This is a genomic window from Nocardia jiangxiensis NBRC 101359 (genome assembly GCF_000308615.1).
Lineage (GTDB): Bacteria > Actinomycetota > Actinomycetes > Mycobacteriales > Mycobacteriaceae > Nocardia > Nocardia jiangxiensis.
On the sequence record NZ_BAGB01000012.1, the window covers coordinates 242,643 to 263,265 of the forward strand.

12 protein-coding genes are annotated in these 20,623 nt (G+C 66.9%); 4 read left to right on the forward strand and 8 right to left on the reverse strand.

The features are described from left to right. Nucleotides 1-20 precede the first annotated feature (20 nt). The gene (locus tag ON40_RS04315; protein ID WP_040818625.1) at nt 21-761 is read left to right on the forward strand and encodes an SDR family oxidoreductase; all 741 of its coding nucleotides are present in this window, start codon (nt 21-23) and stop codon (nt 759-761) included. Nucleotides 762-769: 8 nt separating this feature from the next. Here the strand turns inward: ON40_RS04315 and eccE are convergent, their stop codons facing one another. Continuing rightward, on the reverse strand, nt 770-2,434 hold the full coding sequence (gene eccE / locus ON40_RS04320; protein ID WP_051192663.1) for a type VII secretion protein EccE: 1,665 nt from the start codon (nt 2,432-2,434) through the stop codon (nt 770-772). 111 nt (nt 2,435-2,545) lie between these two features. Between eccE and eccB the strand changes: the two genes are divergently transcribed. Then, nucleotides 2,546-4,030 (forward strand): type VII secretion protein EccB, encoded by a 1,485-nt coding sequence (gene eccB, locus ON40_RS04325; RefSeq protein ID WP_051192664.1) that lies wholly within the window; start codon nt 2,546-2,548, stop codon nt 4,028-4,030. Nucleotides 4,031-4,226: 196 nt separating this feature from the next. Here the strand turns inward: eccB and ON40_RS04330 are convergent, their stop codons facing one another. The 3 genes from ON40_RS04330 to eccD all read right to left on the reverse strand — a co-directional run bounded on the left by ON40_RS04330 (nt 4,227) and on the right by eccD (nt 8,675). Next, entirely contained in the window at nt 4,227-5,513 is a 1,287-nt protein-coding gene (locus ON40_RS04330) for an MFS transporter (RefSeq protein WP_085997641.1), read from the reverse strand. Nucleotides 5,514-5,781: 268 nt separating this feature from the next. Beyond that, nucleotides 5,782-7,200 (reverse strand): type VII secretion-associated serine protease mycosin, encoded by a 1,419-nt coding sequence (gene mycP / locus ON40_RS04335; RefSeq protein WP_040818628.1) that lies wholly within the window; start codon nt 7,198-7,200, stop codon nt 5,782-5,784. Between the two features lie 8 nt (nt 7,201-7,208). Beyond that, on the reverse strand, nt 7,209-8,675 hold the full coding sequence (eccD, locus tag ON40_RS04340; protein WP_245567655.1) for a type VII secretion integral membrane protein EccD: 1,467 nt from the start codon (nt 8,673-8,675) through the stop codon (nt 7,209-7,211). A 172-nt stretch (nt 8,676-8,847) separates the two neighbouring features. Here eccD and ON40_RS04345 point away from each other — a divergent pair, with 172 nt between their 5' ends. Beyond that, the gene (locus ON40_RS04345; protein WP_040818631.1) at nt 8,848-12,882 is read left to right on the forward strand and encodes a type VII secretion protein EccC; all 4,035 of its coding nucleotides are present in this window, start codon (nt 8,848-8,850) and stop codon (nt 12,880-12,882) included. Between the two features lie 152 nt (nt 12,883-13,034). After that, nucleotides 13,035-14,318, forward strand: coding sequence for a type VII secretion-associated protein (locus ON40_RS04350; protein ID WP_245567665.1), 1,284 nt, complete (start codon nt 13,035-13,037; stop codon nt 14,316-14,318). 44 nt (nt 14,319-14,362) lie between these two features. Here ON40_RS04350 and ON40_RS04355 read toward each other — a convergent pair whose 3' ends face one another. The 4 genes from ON40_RS04355 to ON40_RS04370 form a co-directional block, all read right to left on the reverse strand. Next, nucleotides 14,363-16,261 carry an ATP-binding cassette domain-containing protein gene (locus ON40_RS04355; RefSeq protein ID WP_040818636.1) on the reverse strand — a complete coding sequence of 633 codons (1,899 nt, stop codon included), beginning with the start codon at nt 16,259-16,261 and terminating at the stop codon, nt 14,363-14,365. A 73-nt stretch (nt 16,262-16,334) separates the two neighbouring features. Continuing rightward, entirely contained in the window at nt 16,335-17,489 is a 1,155-nt protein-coding gene (locus ON40_RS04360; RefSeq protein WP_051192684.1) for a type III polyketide synthase, read from the reverse strand. Between the two features lie 111 nt (nt 17,490-17,600). Then, nucleotides 17,601-19,064 (reverse strand): fatty acid desaturase, encoded by a 1,464-nt coding sequence (locus ON40_RS04365; RefSeq protein WP_040818640.1) that lies wholly within the window; start codon nt 19,062-19,064, stop codon nt 17,601-17,603. Nucleotides 19,065-19,375: 311 nt separating this feature from the next. Then, nucleotides 19,376-20,227 (reverse strand): LppX_LprAFG lipoprotein, encoded by an 852-nt coding sequence (locus ON40_RS04370; protein WP_040818642.1) that lies wholly within the window; start codon nt 20,225-20,227, stop codon nt 19,376-19,378. Between the last annotated feature and the right edge of the window lie 396 nt (nt 20,228-20,623).

Here is a 20,623-nt window from a genome sequence, read left to right on the forward strand (position 1 = left end):
TCGGACCGGGAGGTATCTCGATGAGTGGACTGGACGGCAAGGTCGTGGCCATCACCGGAGCCAGCAGCGGTATCGGTGCGGCCACCGCCGCGGAACTGGCCGAGCGCGGGGCGGCCGTCGTACTCGGCGCGCGGCGGACCGATCGGCTCGAGGAGTTGGTGACGCGCATCCGGGCCGCGGGCGGGCGCGCGGAGATGGTCGCGGTCGACGTCACGCGGCGGGCCGATCTGGAGGATCTGGTGGCGGCGGCGGTGCACGGCTTCGGCCGGCTGGACGTGCTGGTGAGCAATGCGGGCGTCGCCCGGATCGCGCCGATGCAGGCCCTGGACCTCGACGACTGGGACGCCATGATCGACGTCAACCTGCGTGGTGTCCTGCACGGTATCGCCGCGGCGCTGCCGGTGTTCCGCGATCAGGGCCGCGGACATTTCGTCACCACCATCTCGACGTCCGGACTAAAGATCGTGCCGACCCAGGCGGTCTACGCGGGAACCAAGAACGCCGTGCGCACGCTGCTGGAGGCGCTGCGCCAGGAATCCACCGACGGCGTCCTGCGCACGACCTCGATCTCGCCCGGATTCGTCCGCACCGAACTCGTGGACTACATCGACGATTCCGAACAGCGCGGACAGGCGCAGCAGGCGATGGCGGCACTGGGCATCGGCCCCGACGCGGTGGCGCGCGCGATCGCCTTCGCCATCGAACAGCCCGACGATGTGGAGATCGGCGACATCACCCTGCGGCCCACCCGGCAGGGCTGAGCGCCCGGCTACCCGCTGGCCGCGGCCCGGCGCTGCTGCTGCTGTTGCTGCTGACCGCGGGGTGAGCCGATATAGGTGGACTCGCGCGGAATGGAGACCAGGCTCAGATCGACCTGGGTGGTGCCGGTGCGCAGCAGGACGTGGTTGCCGATCGCACCGGGCTGGTGGATCTGCAGATCGGGTTTGGTGGCGGGCCAGCCCATCGGATCGCCGGTCACGTAAATGGTGGTCACACCGGCGTGCGGCGCGGGGGCGAGCACGCCGTCCACGACCGCGGCGGTGAACGACGCATCGCTCTGGTGGGTCTCCACCGCGATGGTGAGACGTTCCGGATTGCCGATGGTGCTGACCAGCTGCTCCCACGCGCCCGGCCGGTCGGTGCGGATCAGGATGCGCTCGCCGACCGCCAGCGCGCGGAATACCAACTGCTGCGCCAGATACAGCTCACCGGCCACGTACACCGTCGAAATACCTTGCCCGACAAGGCGAATCGCGACACCGTTGCCCTCGGAGTCGGAGCCGATCAGCTGACCGCAGCCCGAGGAGGGCAGATGCAGCGCGTCGATCACATCGATCGGGAACTCCGCCACCGGCACCGTACTGTCGACGTCCGGAATGCCGATCGGGAAGTGCGCCAACAGATTCTGCCGATGCCGCCCGCTCATCGAGACCATGCCCTTGCGCTTGATCTGCTCGGGCATCTCGCGGGCGGTCAGCCGCCAGGCCGCGCCGATGTTGACCGTCTCGGCCGAACTGCCGGGCCGCAGCCGCACCGCGACCGTGGTGCCGCGCGAGGGCGGCACCCACAGCTGGGCGAGCAGATCCGAACCCAGGCGCTTGGGATCGACTGCGGCGCCGATGTTCACGCCGTTGCCGAGTTCGGCGTACCGCCAGCGGTGGGTCAGGGTGCGCGGGTCGATTCCGGCGCTGATCTGCAGGACCGCCTGCCGGATCTCCGGTGCGGTCAGCACACGCGAATAGCAGTCCGCATCCTCGAGCGCGCGCACGATCCGCTGCGTGGCGACGGTGACCGCGCGGCAGGCGCCCTCGGTGCCGCCGCCCCTTCGGTCCGCCGCATCCGGGCAGTTCAGGGCGTCGAAACTGATGGCGAGCCACACCGTGCGATGTGCGGTGGCGGGCAGCGGGCCCAGCAGCGATTCGTAGATCGGCCCGGCCGGGGTGCCCGAGCGGCTGCGGTGCCCGTGGCTGATGATGTCGATACCGCTGAGCAGGATGTCGTGCTGGTTCAGGCACTGGGCCAGTTCGGGCATCGGCAGCAGGTGCGAGGCGTGCACGGTGCTGCGATCGATCCGGGTCAGTCCGCCGCGCGGTGGCAGCACCTCGACCACCGCGACCACCCGGCTGCCCTCCCAGAACAGTCCGAGCGATCGGCCATCGGGACCACGGAAGTCGACCGTATCGCCGATCTCGTACTCCCGCTTGGTGGAGAAGCGCCAGATCGTGGCGATCCAGGAGGCGAGCGTGCGCTTTCCGAACGGGATCAGCAACAGCGGGCCCGCCACGATCGCCGCGCCCAGTGCATACCACCCCGGCAGGCGCACGGCCAGCACCACCAGCGCGACCACCAGGCCGAGCAGCTGTGCGGCGAGCAGATTCGACAGCGTGATCCGCCCGAAAAGCGGGCGCCTGTTCGCCCCGCTGGGTTCGGCCATCGTGGTCCCCCATGTACCCGGTGTCGGCCAGATTCGATGGCCGAGCTGAACTGAAGTCCCCGTGAACTGTACTGTGTTCCACGAACGCGAGCACTGTTCGGGGGAGGACTCATGCCTTCAAGACCCACAACCAGGTGGCAGGTAAGCGGATATCGCTTCCTCGTACGCCGCATGGAGCACGCCCTGGTGCGCCGGGATGTGCGAATGTTGCACGACCCCATGCGCTCTCAGTCGCGCGCCTACACCGTCGGACTCATTCTCGGTGTCGTCGCGCTCGCCGGTTGTGCGGTCCTGGCGCTGCTCAAACCGCAGGGCACGATCGGCAACAGCAAGATCCTGATGGGCAAGGAATCCGGTCAGATCTACGCGGTCATCGACGGAACCGTCCATCCCGCACTGAATCTCGCCTCCGCGCGGCTGGCCGTCGGGGATGCCTCCAGTCCGGCCAGCGTCAAGGAATCGCAGCTGTCCAGCAAGCCGATGGGTGCGCTGATCGGCATTCCGGGTGCGCCGTCGCTGCTGACCTTCGACTCCAGCGGTAACGGCCGGCAGTGGACGGTGTGCGACGAGCTGAAGACCGATGGCACCAACACGCTGACCAGCACGGCCATCGCGGGCGGCCTGACGCTCGGCGACAAGGGTTCGAAGCTCCCGAAGAACAGCGCGCTGCTGGTGCAGGGCAAGGACGGGATCTACCTCATCTACGACAACAAGCGCGCTCGGGTGAGCATGGACCGCTCGGTCACCGACGCGCTCGGGATCACCGGTGAGACCCCGCGTCCGATCAGCCAGGGGTTGCTGAACTCGATCCCCGAGGTGCTGTCGATCGTCGCGCCGACCATCACCGATCCGGGTGGCACCTCGGCACTGGCCGATCACCGCAACGGCGATGTGGTGCAACTCGGCACCGACAACCAGTATTTCGTGGCGCTGGAGAACGGTATTCAGCAGATCTCGCCGCTGACCGCCGACATCATCCGCAACTCGAATCCGACCGCGGGCAACGGACAGATCAGCCCATACGGCCGCACCCACACCCCGATCGTGAACACCCTTCCGGTGCAGGACTATCCGGACACCGCGCCCAAGATCGTGGAGTCGAAGGACCAGCCGGTCGAGTGCATGTCCTGGAAGCCGCTGAACTCCGCGGACAAGTCCGACGGCAGTATGCATGCCGAACTATCCCTGGTCACCGGGCACGCGCTGCCGATCCCGGACGGATCCAAGCCGGTTCGGCTGGCCCAGGCCGACAACTCGGGCAGTGACAAGGCCGACCAGTTCTACACCACCCCGGGTACCGGAATCCTGGTGCAGACCACCGGAATCGAGCCGGACAGCCAGCGTAAGGACGCCGTATTCTTCATCTCCGACACCGGTGTGCGCTACGGCCTCAAGGATGCCGACGCGGAGAAGGCGCTCGGGATGGATTCCGCCAAGACCAAATACGAGCCCGCGCCGTGGCCGATCGTCGGCCTGCTGGCTTCCGGACCGACCCTGTCGCGGCAGGACGCCATGGTCGCCCACGACGGTGTGGCGCCGGATGCCAACCCCGCCAGGACGCTGGTCTCCCCGACCTCGGCGGCGGCGTCGAACTGATCGAAATCGTCTGCGGGGCATCGGATTCCGGATAGCCTGCCGACAACGAACGAGCGCACGGTCGATGGTGACCGTGCGCTCGTCGTGTATCGGGACTATTTCGGTAGCCCGTTCGATCGTGCGAATTACCCTGCCCGGCACAGGGATCCGCGTAGGTCCCGGGGCGTGCGATCGGATCGCGCACCCCGGGACGCATTCACCTGGCCGGTATCGGCTCGTTGGGTCCGGTGCCCGCCCCGAACTTGATTCCCTTGGCCTCCTTGCCGACCGCGGTCAATATCGCCACCACGATCAGGACCGGGATGATGGTCACCGCCAGGGCGAACGGATAGCCGTGATGTTGGGCGAGTCGTTCCTGGATGGGCAGGTTCAGCGAGGCGAACAGATTGCCGAGCTGATAGGTCACGCCCGGATAGAACCCGCGAATGGCGTCCGGTGACATCTCGGTCAGATGCGCCGGGATCACACCCCAGGCGCCCTGCACCATCAGCTGCATGAGGAACGAACCCAGACACAGCATCGCCGCGGTCGTCGAATAGGCGAACAGCGGAACGATCGGCAGACCGAGCACCGCACAGAAGATGATGGTGTACCGGCGGCCGTACCGTTCGGACAGCGAGCCGAACAGCAGACCGCCCACGATGGCGCCGATGTTGTACACCACGGCAATCCATTTCGCTGTGACCGCGCTGATCGCCGCGCCGCCCTGGGCGTGCGGCGCGGACAGGAACGTCGGGTAGACGTCCTGGGTGCCGTGGCTCATCCAGTTGAACGCCGTCATCAGCAGGACCAGATAGATGAACCGGCGCACGATGATCGGATTGCGGATGATGTCGCGAATCCTGGTCTGGGTCACCTTCATTCGCTCCTGAGTTCGCTCCCACGCCTCGGATTCCTCGGTGCGGGTACGGATGATCAGGATGATCAGCGCCGGGATGATCGACAGCGCGAACAGCCAGCGCCAGGACAGCCCCGCCCAGTTGATGACCACCAGCGAGGCCAGCGAGGCGAGCAGATAGCCGAACGAATATCCCTCCTGCAGAAGGCCGGAGAAGAAGCCGCGACGTTCGGTGGGGATCTTCTCCATGGCCAGCGCGGCGCCGAGACCCCATTCACCGCCCATGCCGATGCCGTAGAGCATGCGCAGCACCACCAGCACGGTGAAGTTGGGCGAGAACGCGCACAGGAAGCCGATCACCGAATACATCGATACGTTGGCCATCAGCGGGATGCGGCGTCCCACGCGGTCCGCCCACATGCCGAACAGCAGCGCGCCGACCGGTCGCATGATCAACGTGGCCGTGGTCAGGAACGCGACCTCGGCCTTGCTCATGTGATAGGTGTGCGCGATGTCGGCGTAGACGAACACCACGAGGAAATAGTCGAAGGCGTCCATCGTCCACCCGAGTTGGGCGGCGATGAACGAGTTGCGTTGATCGGCGGTCAGCTTCGGTCTGGGTGCCTTGGGTACGGCGGTGGCCATGTGTATCCCTGCCCTCTTCTCAGGTGTACGGCGGGGTCATTCCGCGCGACCGCGCCGTAGCGCATTCTGCAATGTGGGAAGCACCGCGCAACTCGACTTCGCCACGTTCGTCGTGCTTCCGAATGGAATTTTGGGCTGCGTTGACGAGGACTTGGGGAAAGCTTGGTTCTGGCATCACGGTCGAGCCGGGCGGCGACGCGCTGGTTCTTCGATCGGGACCGATCGCCCGATCGGGTGCGCCACCGCGGATCGCCGGTGGCGCAACCCATCAGTCGTGCATGCCGAACCGGCGGCGAATCGGGAACGACGCCAGATAGCCCAGGATCAGCAGTACCGCGATGACGGCCGTACCGATCAACGCCACGTTGCGGGCGGTGTTGTCCGGGGGCTTCGGCGGCGCGGGGACCGCCATCTGCCAGCTCTGGGCGGAGAACGGATGCTTGGGCGGGATCTGCGTGGGGACCTCGGCGGTCAGCGCGGCGACCGGATCGATCGCGCCGTAGCCGACGTACGGGTTCCAGCCCCCGGCCGGTGCGTGCGCGGTCGCCTCGATGCGCTTGATCACGTCGAATGCGCTCAGGCGCGGGAACTTCGAGCGGACCAGAGCGGCCAGTCCGGCCACATACGGGCTGGCGAAACTCGTTCCGGCCATCTCGGTCTGCTTGCTGCTCTCGATGAACGCGGTCGCGGTGCCCTTGCTGTTGGCCGAGCTGTAGTTGACGTCCAGCGAAGTGATCTTCTCGCCGGGCGCCGCGACCCCGACCCAGGGTCCGGGCACGGTGAACTTCGACGGCGATCCGGTGGCCGGATCGATGGAACCCACCGAGAGCACATAGCTGTCCCAGCGGGCGGGGGTGACGTTCTCGTTGACCCGGCTCCACATGTCGCCATCGGGGTCGGTCGGATCCAGCACCGGGTTGGTTCCCTTGCATGCGTCGCTGTTACCGGCCGCCACCACCACGACGACATCCTTCTGCACCGCCGCGTACTGCACCGCCGCGCCGATCTTCGCGTCCGACGGAGTGCCCGCGACGCAGTTGACCTCGGAGATGTTGATCACCCGAGCGCCCAGGTCGGCGGCGTGCCGGATGGCCGAGGCCAGGGAGTCCAGATCGCCGTAGCTGTTCTTCTCGATCTGCTCCTGGGTCTGCCCCTGGGACTGGCCCTTGACCTCGAAGTAATTACTGGTCTGGCGGATGGCGACGATCTTCGCGTCGGGTGCGATACCGGCGAAACCCTGTCCGCTCACCCGGCTGGCGGCGATCAGGCCCGCGACCGCGGTGCCGTGGCCGTCGCAGTCCTGGGTTCCGTCGCCGGTGCTGACGTAATCGCCGCCCGCGGACAGGTTCCGCAGCCGCGGATTGCGGGCAACCCCGGTATCGATGACCGCGACGGTCTGACCCGCGCCGGTGGAGAACTTCCAGGCCCGGTCCAGGTCCAGAACCCGCTGCGCCTGCGGCACTGTTTCGCCGTCGCCGCCGGGAACGGTGCTCATACACGGGGTGTTCGGCTTCGGCTCGGTGGTCTTGGACGGATGCGGCGTACCGTCTGCGGGCAGATCGCCCGGATTGACCGCGGGCGGGCGCTCGGCGAAAGCCGTTCCGGCGCCGACCGATACGCTCAGGCCCAATACCGCCGCCGCGGCGACGACGCGAATCGCGTTGCGTCCGAATGTCTTCGGGTTCATCGCGCGACTCAGAGCGAGAGCGAGCGGATGATCGAATACAGATCGGCCACCCAGAAGGCCAGCGGCAGAATCGCGGCGACGAAACCGTATTCCAGCAGCTCCACCGCGCGGCGCATGGGCGGGGTCGCGGTCTGGTTGGGGATCACCAGACCACAGATCAGCGCTCCGATCAGCAGGATCATCGCCGCGCCGAACACCGCCAGCGGCTGGGACTGGGTGAAGGCCGCGCCGAGCATCACCACGAGCAGGATGGCCGCGCCGCCACCGATCAGCACCACCGCGAGTTCGGCAGAGGTATAGGTGCGGCTGCGGAACAGCAGCACCACCGCCGCCACCAGCGCCAGTGCGATGCCGGGCCAGAACGGGCCGTGGTGGCCGGGATCGCACCCCGCCAGCGTGCCGATCACCGTGACCAGCGTGGTCGCACCGACGATGCCGCCCAGATACATCCGGGCCCGCTCGGACTTCTCGCGCAGCACCTCCATGGTCGGCAGCGCGCGGTGGTCGTCCGGGTCGTCCTCGGTCGGGTCGATCGGGGTGCCGGGGGAGGGGACCGGCGGCAGCGGCAGCTTGGCCAGCAGCATCGATGCCCGCGGGGCGAGTGACAGGGCGCCGAGGGCCAGGACGGCCGCACCGGCTCCGATGGCCCGGGTCGGCTGCGCGGCCAGCAGGCCGACCAGCGCACCCACGATCGCGAACAGCGACACCGTGGTCGCGCCGATGAACAGCGCCAGCCCGACGCCGCTGACCCGCCAGGCCAGTACCGCGGTCGCACCGAACAACACCGAGCCCAGCAGGATGTTCGCCCAGCCGTAGTGGTGATGTTGCAGTGGCACCAGCAGCATGCCCGCGGCGAATGCGGCGGGCAGTGCGCAACCACCGACCACGATCGCCGTCGGAATGTCCCCGTACATGCGGCTGAGCACGGTGCCGGCCACGACCAGCAGGATGGTCAGGAATGCCGCGACCGCGCCGGATATCCAGCCGGGCATGGCATTCGGGGCGGCGAGCAGGCCGACGCAGCCGACGATCATGGTCAGCACGGCGATGGCCGAACCGGCGATCCGGGCCATCCGCGGCGACCAGGCGCGGAAGTTGTCGCCGTCGGCGATGGCGACGTTGTACATGATGTCGTCGAACAGCGGCGTCGGCGCGACGTGGTCGGCGCTCTCCAGCATCAGCAGCTCGCCGTCACGCACCCCCTGCTCACCCAGGCTCAGTGAATTGGAGAACGGCGGCTGCCCGATGCGGGCCAGAACCCATTCGGCGGGTTGGAATTGTTCGCCGCTGGTATCGAAATCATTTGTCCGGCTGTGCTGGGCGACCATATCCACGACGCTGGGAATGACCAGTGCCACCGGAACATCCACCGGGATCGCCATGTCGACCTGGGTGTGCTTGGCCAGAATCGTGACCCGGGCAAGATCCGGCGCACGGACGATCCCGCGACTCGAATCATCTTCGATATGGCTCATTCGCGCGTGCGTCACGCTGCCCCCAACTCCGTCTCTACCTGGTGTTTCCGCAAGCGCGCGAGTTGCGATCGCGCGGTTGACCCGTGCAGAATGCTGCCCGAACTGTACGACATGTCGGCCGTGACCTCTACACTGAGGCCGCACCATGCCGCCGAAGGGGGAGCTTCAGTCGATGAGCACAGTCCGTTTCCAGCGCCGTCAGCGCCGGGAGGTGCCGCGTTCTCCCGGTGGTGAGGTCACGCTGCAGCCGCCTCCGGAGATCCCCCGCTCCATACCCGGTGGCCTGCTGGGCAAGCTGATGCCGGTCGTGATGGTCGTCGGCATGGTCGGCATGATGGCCGTCATGTTCACCAAAAGTGGTGGCATAGGGTCGAATCCGACCGCGCTGATGTTCCCGATGATGATGGTCTTCTCGATGGTCGGCATGTTCACCCAGGGCGGGGGCAAGGGCCAGAAGGCGGCCGAGGCCAACGAGGACCGCAAGGACTATCTGCGTTACCTCGACCAGGTCCGCAAGGATGTCGACGAGACCGCGCGCCAGCAGCGCGCCGCGGTGGACTGGAGTCATCCCGAACCCGGTCTGGTCTGGATGCTCGCGGGTACCAGCCGCATGTGGGAGCGCCGTCCGGGCGACAAGGACTTCTGCCACGCCCGCATCGGCCTGGGCGGTCAGCGCCTGGCCACGCGTCTGGTGTCGCCGGAGACCGGTCCGGTCGAGGAGCTCGAGCCGATCGCCGCGGTCTCGCTGCGCCGCTTCGTGCGCACCCATTCCACCGTCCCGGACCTGGCCACCGCCATCGCGGTCAAGGGTTTCGCGACCATCCAGCTCAACGGCGATCGCGCCCAGGCGCGGGATATGACGCGCGCGATGTTGTTGCAGCTGTGCATGTTCCAGGCGCCGGATCAGGTGCTGGTCGCAGTGGTGTCCGGTGCGGACACGATCGCCGAGTGGGAGTGGACCAAATGGCTTCCGCACACCCAGCATCCGGAGTCGCAGGACGGCGTCGGGGCCGAGCGCATGGTGTACGGCTCGGTCCGGGAGATGACCGCGGGCCTGAATCCGCTGGTGCACAACCGAGTTCGGTATTCGCGTAATCAACCGGCCAATCAGAATCTGACCCATATCGTCGTCGTGGTCGACGGCGGCCTGCTCGAGGCCGAAGAGGATGCGCTGCGCGAATCCGGCTACGAGGGCGTCACCATCATCGACCTGTGCAATTACGCTCCGCGCCTTGCGGTTTCGCGCGGCATCCAGATGGTCGTGGAGAACGGCGAATGCGTCGGCCGCGGCGCCACCGGCAATATGGAGCGTTTTGCGGTGATCGACCGGATCAGCGCGCGCCAGGCCGAGCAGGTGGCCCGCCGTCTCGCGCCGTTCCGGGTGGTGGCCCAGACCGGCGCGGAATCCACTTCGGACGAGAACGCCGAGGTCATCACGTCCTGGGCGCAGATGCTCGCTCTCGGCGACATCGGCACGTTCAGCCCGGAGAGCCAGTGGAAGCCCCGCTACGGCCGGGAACGGCTGCGGGTGCCCTTCGGTGTCGGCGCGGACGGGCTGCCGGTCTTCCTGGACATCAAAGAGGCCGCGGAGAACGGTATGGGCCCGCACGGCCTGTGCATCGGCGCGACCGGTTCGGGTAAGTCGGAATTCCTTCGCACCCTTGTGCTCTCGATGCTCGCGCTGCATTCGCCCGATCAGCTGAACCTGGTCCTGGTCGACTTCAAGGGTGGTGCGACCTTCCTCGGACTCGAAGGCGTGCCGCACGTCGCGGCCGTCATCACCAACCTGGAGGAGGAGGCCGACCTGGTCGGCCGTATGCACGACGCCCTCGCCGGTGAGATGACCCGCCGCCAGGAACTGCTGCGCACGGCGGGCAACTTCGCCAACGTCGGTGAGTACGAGAAGGCGCGCGCCGCCGGCGCCGATCTGGACCCGCTGCCCGCGCTGTTCGTCGTGCTCGACGAGTTCTCCGAACTGCTGCAGCAGCATCCGGATTTCGCGGAATTGTTCGTGATGATCGGTCGTCTGGGCCGTTCGCTGCAGGTGCATTTGCTGCTGGCCTCGCAGCGTCTGGAGGAGGGCAAGCTCAAGGGCCTGGAATCCCACCTGTCCTACCGGATCGGTCTGAAAACCTTCTCCGCCAACGAATCCCGGCAGGTGCTGGGCGTTCCGGACGCGTACAACCTGCCGCCCAGCCCCGGTGGCGGCTATCTGAAGGCCGGTGACGGCGAGATCCGGCGTTTCCAGGCCTCGTACGTCTCGGGCACGTATGTCGGCGGTGGCTCACAGCGCCAGGTCACCCAGGCCGGCATCCAGGGTGGCGAGATCGATATCCACGCCCGCATGTTCACCGCCGGTCACGTGGATTTCCGCACCAGCGACCACATTCCGGTGGCGGCCGAGCCGGAACTGATCCAGGAGGCCGTCAAGGGCGAGGACGGGGAGGAGATCTCCAACCTCGGCATGCTGGTCTCGCGCATCCGCGGGCACGGCCGCACCGCGCACGAGATCTGGCTGCCGCCGCTGGACGAGGCGCCGACCATGGATCAGCTCCTGCCGCGCTCCCTGCTGACCGGCGACATCCCGCAGGTCGCCTCCCTGCGCGTGCCGATCGGCATCGTCGACCGCCCGTACCACCAGCGCCGCGATCCGATGATCGTCGACCTGTCCGGCGTCGGCGGAAACGTGGCCGTGGTCGGTGGTCCGCAGTCGGGTAAGTCGACCGCGCTGCGATCGCTGATCATGTCGATGGCGTTGAGCCACACTGCCGAACAGGTGCAGTTCTACTGCCTGGACTTCGGCGGCGGTACCCTGGTCAGCCTCGAGGGCCTGCCGCACGTCGGATCGGTATCCGCTCGACTCGACGAGGACAAGGTGCGGCGCACCCTGTCCGAGATGCACGGCATCGTGCGTGCGCGCGAGATGCGGTTCCGGCAGCTGGGTATCGAGTCCATGTCGGAATTCCGCCGGTTGCGCGGCACCGATCCGAATAGCAGCACGGCCGCGGCCGGTGTGCACGAGGACCCGTTCGGTGACGTCTTCCTGGTCATCGATGGTTTCAGCACCATTCGCCAGGATTTCGATTCGCTCGAGCAGGGCATCATGAACCTGGCCGTGCAGGGTCTGTCGTACGGCGTGCACGTGATCATCGCGCTGAACCGGTGGGCCGAGGCCCGCCCGGCGCTCAAGGATCAGATCGGTACCCGTATCGAACTGCGCCTCGGTGATCCGATGGATTCCGATCTGGGCCGCAAGTTCGCCGCCCTGGTCCCGAAGGGCCGTCCCGGTCGCGGTATGACCGCCGAGACCCTGCACATGCTGACCGCGCTGCCGCGTGTGGACGGCGATCCGAATCCGGAGACGGTCAGTACCGGTGTGGCCCAAGCGGTCGCGGCGCTGCAGCAGATGACCCCGGGCCGTCCGGCCCCGCGGGTGCGCATGCTGCCCGAACGGCTCGAGCGTGCGGAACTGCTGCGCCTGTCCGGAAACTGGGCGGGCGACTCGTCGCAGAAGTGCATGCGGTTCCCCATCGGTATCAACGAATCCGAGCTGGCTCCGGCGTACATCGACTTCAACGTCAGCCCGCACTTCGTCATCGTCGGTGATTCCGAATCGGGTAAGACGACCCTGCTGCGCTCGATCGCGGAGGGCATCATCTCCTCCAACACGCCGGATCAGGCGCGCATCATCATGGGCGACTACCGTCGCAGCATGCTGGGCCTGCTCCCGCAGCAGTACATGGCCGGATACGGTTCCACCGCACCGCAGTTCATGCAGAACATGGCCGATCTGGCCGGTTATGTGGAGAAGCGGACCCCGGGCCCGGACGTCACCCCGCAGCAGTTGCGGGACAGGTCCTGGTGGGATGGTCCGGAGCTGTACGTCCTGGTCGACGACTACGATCTGGTCGCCACCTCCAGCGGCAACCCGGTACAGGCCCTGCTCGAAAGTCTCGCGCACGCACGCGATCTCGGTTTCCACGTGATCATCGCCCGGCGTTCGGGCGGTGCCAGCCGCGCGATGTACGAGCCGGTGATCGGACGCATGAAGGATCTCGGCTCGGCCGGTCTGATCATGAGCGGCAGCCGTGACGAGGGTGTGCTGTGGGGCAATGCCCGTCCGTCGGCCATGCCGGCCGGACGCGGTATCTACGTCACCCGCAACGGCGAGGAACTCATCCAGACCGGATGGATGCCGCTCGTCTGATGGCAACTGTCGACATGGTGTTGACCGATACGCGACTGTGGGCGCGTAGCGAGTCGACACACTGGGATGGCCCGCCTTCGATCGTTCCGGCCAGTGATGGCAGGAGTTTCATTGTCGGAGAACAGCTTCGGCCGCAGTATCCGGCGGTGTCGATGGTTCGGATGGCCGCGGCCGACCGAATCGCCTTCCCGCCGACGTTGCCGCCGATGGCCGATGCCTGGGCGGTGACGCTGGGCGCGGTGCTGAACAATCTGCAGTTGCCCACGCCCTGCTCACAACTCACCATCGTGGGCCCCTCGGCCTGGGGACGTCGGCGGCGGGCCGCGCTGGAGACCGCGGCCCGGCGGCTGGTGTCGGAGGTGACGGTCGAGCCGCTGGCCCGGCGCGCGGCATCGCTGGGGGTGAGTACCGCTCAGCAGCAGCGGATCGCGGTACTGGAACTCGACCCGCTGTCCACCACCGTCAGCCTGATCGGCCGGTCCGGACAGGACACCTGGATCGAGGCGTGCGAGTTCGAACCGGCCGTCGGCCTGGCCGATGTCGAGGAGGGGCACGGTCTGCCCGGGGTGGTCGGCGTGATCGCCCGGCTGCTCGGCGGACAGGCGCCGACCTATCTGCTCGCCCTCGGCGTGACGGATCGGGGCCTGCTCGAGGCGCTGGCCGCGACTCTGGCCGAACAGTGCGGGTTCCCGGTCGACGTGCGTGCGCTCACCGGTGTCGAGTTGATTCGCGGTGTACATCCGGGGATGCCGATGCCGAACGCGCAGCTGTCCACGCCGCAGGGCCCCCGGTTGCCGCAGCAGGAGTTCGATTCCCTGCACGAGCACGCGCTGGCCACCCAGCCGCCGCGACAGGGGCCGAACCGGCTGCTCATCGGCGCTGCCGCGGTGGTCGTGCTACTGCTCATCGGTGTCGGCGTGACGATCGCGCTGACCCGTTCCGGCTCGTCCCACACCGCGGTCGCCGAATCATCGGCTGCGCCAACGGCTTCGGCCGCCGCGACCAGCGCGTCCCGGCCGACCACACAGACCTTCGGGCGGATCCAGGCACAGATCCCCGCCGGGTGGCATATCGCCTCGCACGTCGGCGACCGCATCGACCTGTCCCCGGATGACGGTGCGCGCCAACGCATCACGCTGATGCAGAAGACGCTCACCTCGGGCGCCGGTCTGAACGACGTCGCGGACACTCTGGACGCGCAGATCAAACGCCGCCCCGCCGGTCAGGTCAGCGACCTGCGCCGCGACGCGGTCTTCGGCGACCGCCCCGGCCTGTCCTACGAGGAATCTCCCGGCGACGGCACCACGGTCCGCTGGCAGATCCTCGTCGACTCCGGCCTGCAGGCCAGCATCGGCTGCCAATACGTCCAGGGCGCCTGGCGGCCCATCGCCGACACCTGCGAACAGTTCGTCCGTAACCTGCGCATCACCGGATGAGCTGAGCGGTGGCCCGAACCGATAGCGGTGCGGGCCACCGTAATTCAGCGGACCACGGCCTCGCCGGCCGCGGCGGTCGCCTCGACCACCTTGCCGAAATCGAGTTTGACGATCTGATCGGCGTGGTCGAAGTACCGGTCGTCGTGCGTGATGACGATGACGGTCTTACCGCGACGTTTCAGCCCGGCCAGGATCTCGGTGTAGAACACCTCGCGGAACCGGGGTTCCTGATCGGCCGCCCATTCGTCGAAGACGTAGATCTGCCGATCCTCGAGCAGAGCGGTCAGCAGGGCGAGGCGTTTGCGCTGTCCCTGGGACAGCGCGATGGTGGACAGCCGCCCGTCCTGCACCGTCACCTTGTGCGCGATCTGCAGGTCCTCGAGGTATCCGCGCACCTCCTCGTCGATGCCCGGACGGTCGAAGCCCAGATAGTCCTCGAACAGATGGAAATCGGTGAACACCGCCGAGCAGTTCTGCCGGAACCATTCGATGTTCTCGTGATCGATCCGCTCGTCACCCAGCGAGATCGAACCGGTCCGCGGCACGTACAGACCCGTGATCAGTTTGGCCAGAGTCGATTTGCCACTGCCGTTGCCGCCGATGACGAAGCTGATCTGGCCGGGTTCGAAAACCAGATCCAGCGGGCCGAGTGCGAAGCCCGATTCGTCGCCGGACTCGATCGGACCGCCCGGCGGCGGAGCCATCGGCACCGGCCGGTCGTCCGGTCGGCCGTGGTCCAGCTGCCGGCGGCCGTTGACATCGGGACGAGCGCCACCGGGCGGCCGTGCACCGGGCGGCGGCGGAGGGGGTGCGCCGGCGGGGCGCCCACCCGGCGCCTGCTTCGCTCCGCGACCGGGCCCGCCGGGCATCGGCGGTATCCCGGGTGGGGGCGGCGCACCCGGAATCGGCGGCACCGGCGGCGGCGCCTCGGTCCGGTAGCTGTAGCCGACGTTCGTCAGCACCAGCGGTTCCGGCCCGGCGGGCGGGCGCTCGGTGTACGGCAGCGACTCCTCGTCGTGCAACGTCTCCATGGACAGGTTCATGGTGCGGATCTTCGCCAGCGCGACGTCGCCGCGAACCAGGTCCGGGATGCGGTGCATGAAGTTCTGCATCGGCATCGCCAGGAAGGTCGTCACCAGGACGTAGCCGACCATCACATCCAGCGACAGATGCATCGCCGAGGCCAGCACGAACAGGATCACCGCCATCGTGCCCAGCTGCAGCAGCTGCCCGAAGCCCTGTGCCAGCGAGAATTTCGATCCCGCCGCCACATTGCGCGCCCGCACGTCGCGGGCCGATCCGAGCAGGTGCTGATCCATGAAGTCGCGGCGGCGGCCCCGATGCAGTTTGAGTTCCTTGATGCCGAGGGTAACCGCCTGGAACGAGCCCAGCAGCCCGTCCTCGTGCTCGCGCGCGGCCCGGTACAGTCCGCGCACGCGCTTGAGAACCAGTTCGACACAGGCGATTCCGAGCAGCGTGCCCGCGATCGTCACGGCGAAGATCGGACCGGAGACGATCGCGAGGAATACGAAACATCCCACGATGGTCGCCACGTCGACGCAGATGCTCGGAATCGCGGTGACCGCCTCGGACAGCGAACGCACATCCTCGGTCAGCGTCGCCATGAGGCGGTGCGTACCCAGGCGTTCGAGGTGTTCGAGTGGGGCGGAGACGATTCCGGTGCTCAGGTCCGCGCGCAGCCGGTAGATCGCATCCTGGGCCAGCCGGATCAGCAGCAGTTGCGACAGCACGCCGCTGACCAGGATGACCACACCGGCCAGCACGAAACTGGTGATGGTGACCGGCGGATGCGGCGGCGGTGACACGACCCCCCGGATCAATGTCACCAGATAGGTGTTCGCCACACCGCAGACCAGCCCGGCGGCGATGACGGCGGTGATCCGCATCCAGGAGATCGAGATCAGAAATCGGAGGAGTTGCATGATGCTGCGTCTTTCGACTCGGGCAGTCGGACGACTCGGGCGGTCGCGTCGACTCGGGCGGGGCCGCGGCGCACTATCGGCGGATGATGTCGAAGATCATTCCCTCGAGGGTGACTCCGGGCGCGAAGGAGAAGGCGACACCGGTCGATATCGGCTTCGTGGTGGATGATCCGGCCCGGACCATCTCCTCCAGGACGAAGATCAGCGAGACGCTGAGCATATTTCCGTACCGGGCCAGGACATCCCAGCTCGGCGCGGCCTGTTCGGCCGAGATGCCCAGTGACCGCGCGGACTCCTCGATGATCTTGGGACCACCCGGGTGGATGGCCCACAGATCCACGTCGGATTTCCGCAATCCGTTGTGCTCCAAGATCTTTCCGATGACCGGATCCACCCCGGTGTAGATGTAGCGGGGCAACTGCTCGGACAGCTCGCAGGTGATGCCGTGATGGTTGACGCCCAGGACGATGCCGTCCTCGGCGTCGTCGAGCAGATGGCTGAAGCTCTCGCGGATCACCACCCGGCCGGGTGCCAGGGGCTGATGCACCTGGCCCGCGCCGATGACGACCGCGCCGCAGCCGTCGCCGAAGAGGCTGTGCGTGATCACGTCGTTGATGTCGTCGTCGAACACGGCGTTGACCGAGCTGAGTTCGAGGCAGACGACCAGCGCCTTCTTGTCCGGATGTGCGCGAACGTAATCCACGGCGGTGCGGATGGCGTTCATCGCCGCCGCGCAGCCCATGAAGTTCACCATCACCCGGCCCACCGTGGGGGACAGGCCCAGCTGCTTGACGACCGCGACGTCCACGCCGGGCGCGATGAATCCGGTGCTGGTGGCGAAGACCAGCAGTCCGATCTCCTCGGCCGGGTCGTCCAGACCCGCCACCGCGCGTCCGGCGACGTCGACCGCGAGCGGAACCGCGTGCCGGAAGAACAGATTCATCCGGTCGCGGATGGTCGCGGGCTTGCGGCTGAATTCCAGGAATTCCGGATCGAGCGGGTCGACCGCGAGCTGCCGGGTCCGCACCATCGTCTTGGCGTAGATCCGCGGAATGCGCGCCCGCTGTGCGGGATCGGCGAACAGCGCGGCCACCTGCTCGGCGGAGGCGGCCTGGTCCATGACCCGGCCGGGCGCACCGGTGGCGATGGATTCGATGACGCCCACCGTGGTCGGCGGCGCGGGCGGCAACTGAGCGAGCCCGTGCTCGCCGGTTGCGTCGGGCCGGATCGCTTCGTCCGGGCGCGCGCCCCCCGCATCGAATGTGATACTCACGAATTCTCCCCTTCTGATGAAACGTCCACACGCCGGAATCGTGGCGCGGTGAAGTGTGAAAGCTGTTTACACCGTTCCGATTCCGGTGAATCCCTGGACCATGTAGACCGCGCAGGTCTTGATCGCGCCGGGCGCGAAATGCTCGCGGAAGAAACCCCAATTGCGTTCCTGCGCATCGCGCGAGGGGGCCAGCAGATAGGTCCGGCATTGTTTCGGGAACCGGTCGGTGAAGAAACTCTTCGCCGGAAGCCATTCGACGCCGAATTTCGCCGCTTCCTCGCGCACCACGTCCTCGGTGGCGATATTGGCGAATCCGCTGCGCTGGAACGGCAGAACGTGGTGGACCCGGTGCGAACTCAGCCCCGCGGACAGGAAGCAGTCGACGTAGCGGTTGCCGACCACGGTCAGGTCGTAGGCCTGTTCGAGCTGGTTGACCGCCCAATCCTCGGTGTCGGCCTCGGGCAGCTCGCCGACCTCCTCCTCGAAGTCGTGACTCGCGACGACCAGGAAGGTGCTGATCCACAGGGTGATCACGAATTGCAGTGCCCAGGCCCAGAAATCGCCCGCGAGCACGAAGGCGACGAGCTCGCCCAGCAGCAGGAATCGCACCGCGAAGGATCCGATGAAGTGCGGCAGCGCGCCGCCCCAGGTGCCGTACATGTCCTTGACGCCGACCTTGCGGGTCAGGCGGCACACGTCCAGCAGGCGGATCGTCATCCCGGTGATGGTGTGCCCGAATTTGTGAATCGTGTGCACCGGAACGCGATACACCCGCGGAATGCGCATCATCATGGTGAAGACGTTCTTCTTGATGTCGACTTCACTCTGGGTGTGTGGATGATGCAGCAGCGCGTGGCCGTCCGCGGTCACGAAAGACAGTGCCACATAATTGAAATCGAATGCGTTGGTGAATATCTTGTTGAGCCCCTTCTGGGCTCGGTGGATTCCGTAATGGCCGAAGCCGGCCAGCGAACTGCGCAGCAGCACCATCGCGATCACGAAGACCGGCAACGGAATCCAGTTGCGTTCGAACAACCGCAGGCCCTCGACCGCGAAATAGGCGATGGTCAGCACGATCGCGACGATGTTGAACAGTTTGTCCATACGATTCAGGCGCGCGGCGAGTTTCGGCTCGCGCAGCCGCGCCTTGATCTTGTGGAGCAGGTCGTTCTCGTCGTCGAAGCGGTACTTCGGGGTATCGGTCCAACTGTCGAAGCCCTCGGTGAACAGGAAGTCCGGGGCGTTGTTCTTGGGATGGATATCCTCGGGCAGGGCCTGGCGATCCAGCGAGTACCGCTCGAGCATCCGCGCGATCCGCTCGGGTTCGCGGTGATACGAGCCGATGATGGACGTGATGTCACGATTCTTCGTCCGGCCGATGAAGAATTCCCCGCCGGGATGCTTGGAAATCCACTCGCTGAGATCGTAAGCTTTCCCGTTGTAGATCCAGACATTGGAGACCGGCGGAGGGCCGTCGGGAATGGGAGGTCGACTGAACTCCCGCTCCTGCACATCCGGGCGGTCGGTCATCTTTCTTACCTCCATGTCTGATCGGCCGTTCGAGGCCGTGCTGCCGATCAGGTTCTCCGGCAGGCGTCGCGTTCGAGCGTCGTTGGTGTTCAGATTCCGTGCGGCGCCTTGTATTTGACTGAATAATCCCTTAAGCGGGCCGAGATCATGGTTCCGGGGCCGGGATTCGGGCGCGGAACGATGCCGGAGCTCACCGGCGAGAATCCGGCGCGGACGCTACGCGAGCCGGTCCGGGAGGTACGGCAGCAACAGTGCCGCCGTACGCGATCCCGGACCGGCTCGCATGTCCGAACTGCCTGCTGTGCGCGGGATCAGCCGGCCGGCTTGGTGACCGTGACGGGCTTGGCCCAGTTGGACAGGTCGATCGTGGCGTTGCCCTTGTCCTTGGTCACCTGGGCCTGCACCAGGTTCGGGCCGGTCCCCGGGGAGGCCGCCGTCGAGGGCAGGGTGGTCGCCGCGGTCGAGGACTTCGGCGGGGTGACGTCGGTGATCCACAGGGTGATGGGCAGGCTGCCCTGGACCTTGTCACCGATCTTGGGCACGACCGGGTCGATCACGGTGGGGTCGATGGTGCCGGTGACCTTGACGGTATTGACGCCGTTGATCGTCTCGCGGGCCTGCGCCTTCGCGTCCTTCACGTGCGCGATGACGTTGGCGATGCCCTTGTCCTTGTCCAGGATGACGCCCGGGTCGTAGACCTTCTGGGTGTCGCCGACCGGGACGTACTTGGTGCCGTCGCTGGAGACGTAGATCTTCTTGTCCACCGCGAGGAACTTCGTCTTGGTGAACGGATCGCCTTCCTTCAGGCGGATGCTCGCGTCACCGATCGCCTGGCCGGAGGGCTGGTTGGTGACATCCGCGGAGATGGTGTCGACCGGCAGGTTCTGGAGGTTGTTCACCTTGATGTCCAGGTGCACCGAGTGCAGGGTCTCGGTGGTCTTGGCCGACTCGGAGATCAGCTGCGCGCCGTCCGGGAGCTGGCTGGGCGGCGGCGCGGTGGGGGAGCTGCTCGCCGCGGCGGAGGTCGAGGAGGAGGAATTCGAGCTGCAACCCGTCGCGAACACGCCGAGCAGCGAGGCCGCCAGCACGGCCGCGCCGACCGTCCGCACGGTGGTCCGCCGAGACCGGCGCACGGATCGGTCGAGCGATTTCAGGTCTGTCATGTGTCAACCCCCGGAGGTTCTTTGGGCACTCGGTCGAGATGCTCGGTTGCGACTCGCGTCGCAGTATGCAGCACGCCGCCGACGTACGCTCGGTCGAGCGGACACGGGCATTCAACCAGCACCGCTGCGCCGGTGTCGACCGGTTAGTCGAACTCGAAGGCGCACACATCATTACGGGACCGACCGGTGGTGCGCCGATCAGGGCCCGGCCCTGCGGCAATCGATGTTTCACATTCGCGCGGCGGTTCGTGACGCGCGGTCGGGGAGAGAAATTCGGCCATACCGGGAATTGATCTGTGACGCAAGACGCTTCAAGTAGTGGCAGGTACACGGGTGCGCTGCCGAGCGTGATGCCCGGGTTCCGAGTCGCAGATCACAATTCCGATAGGGAGCGAC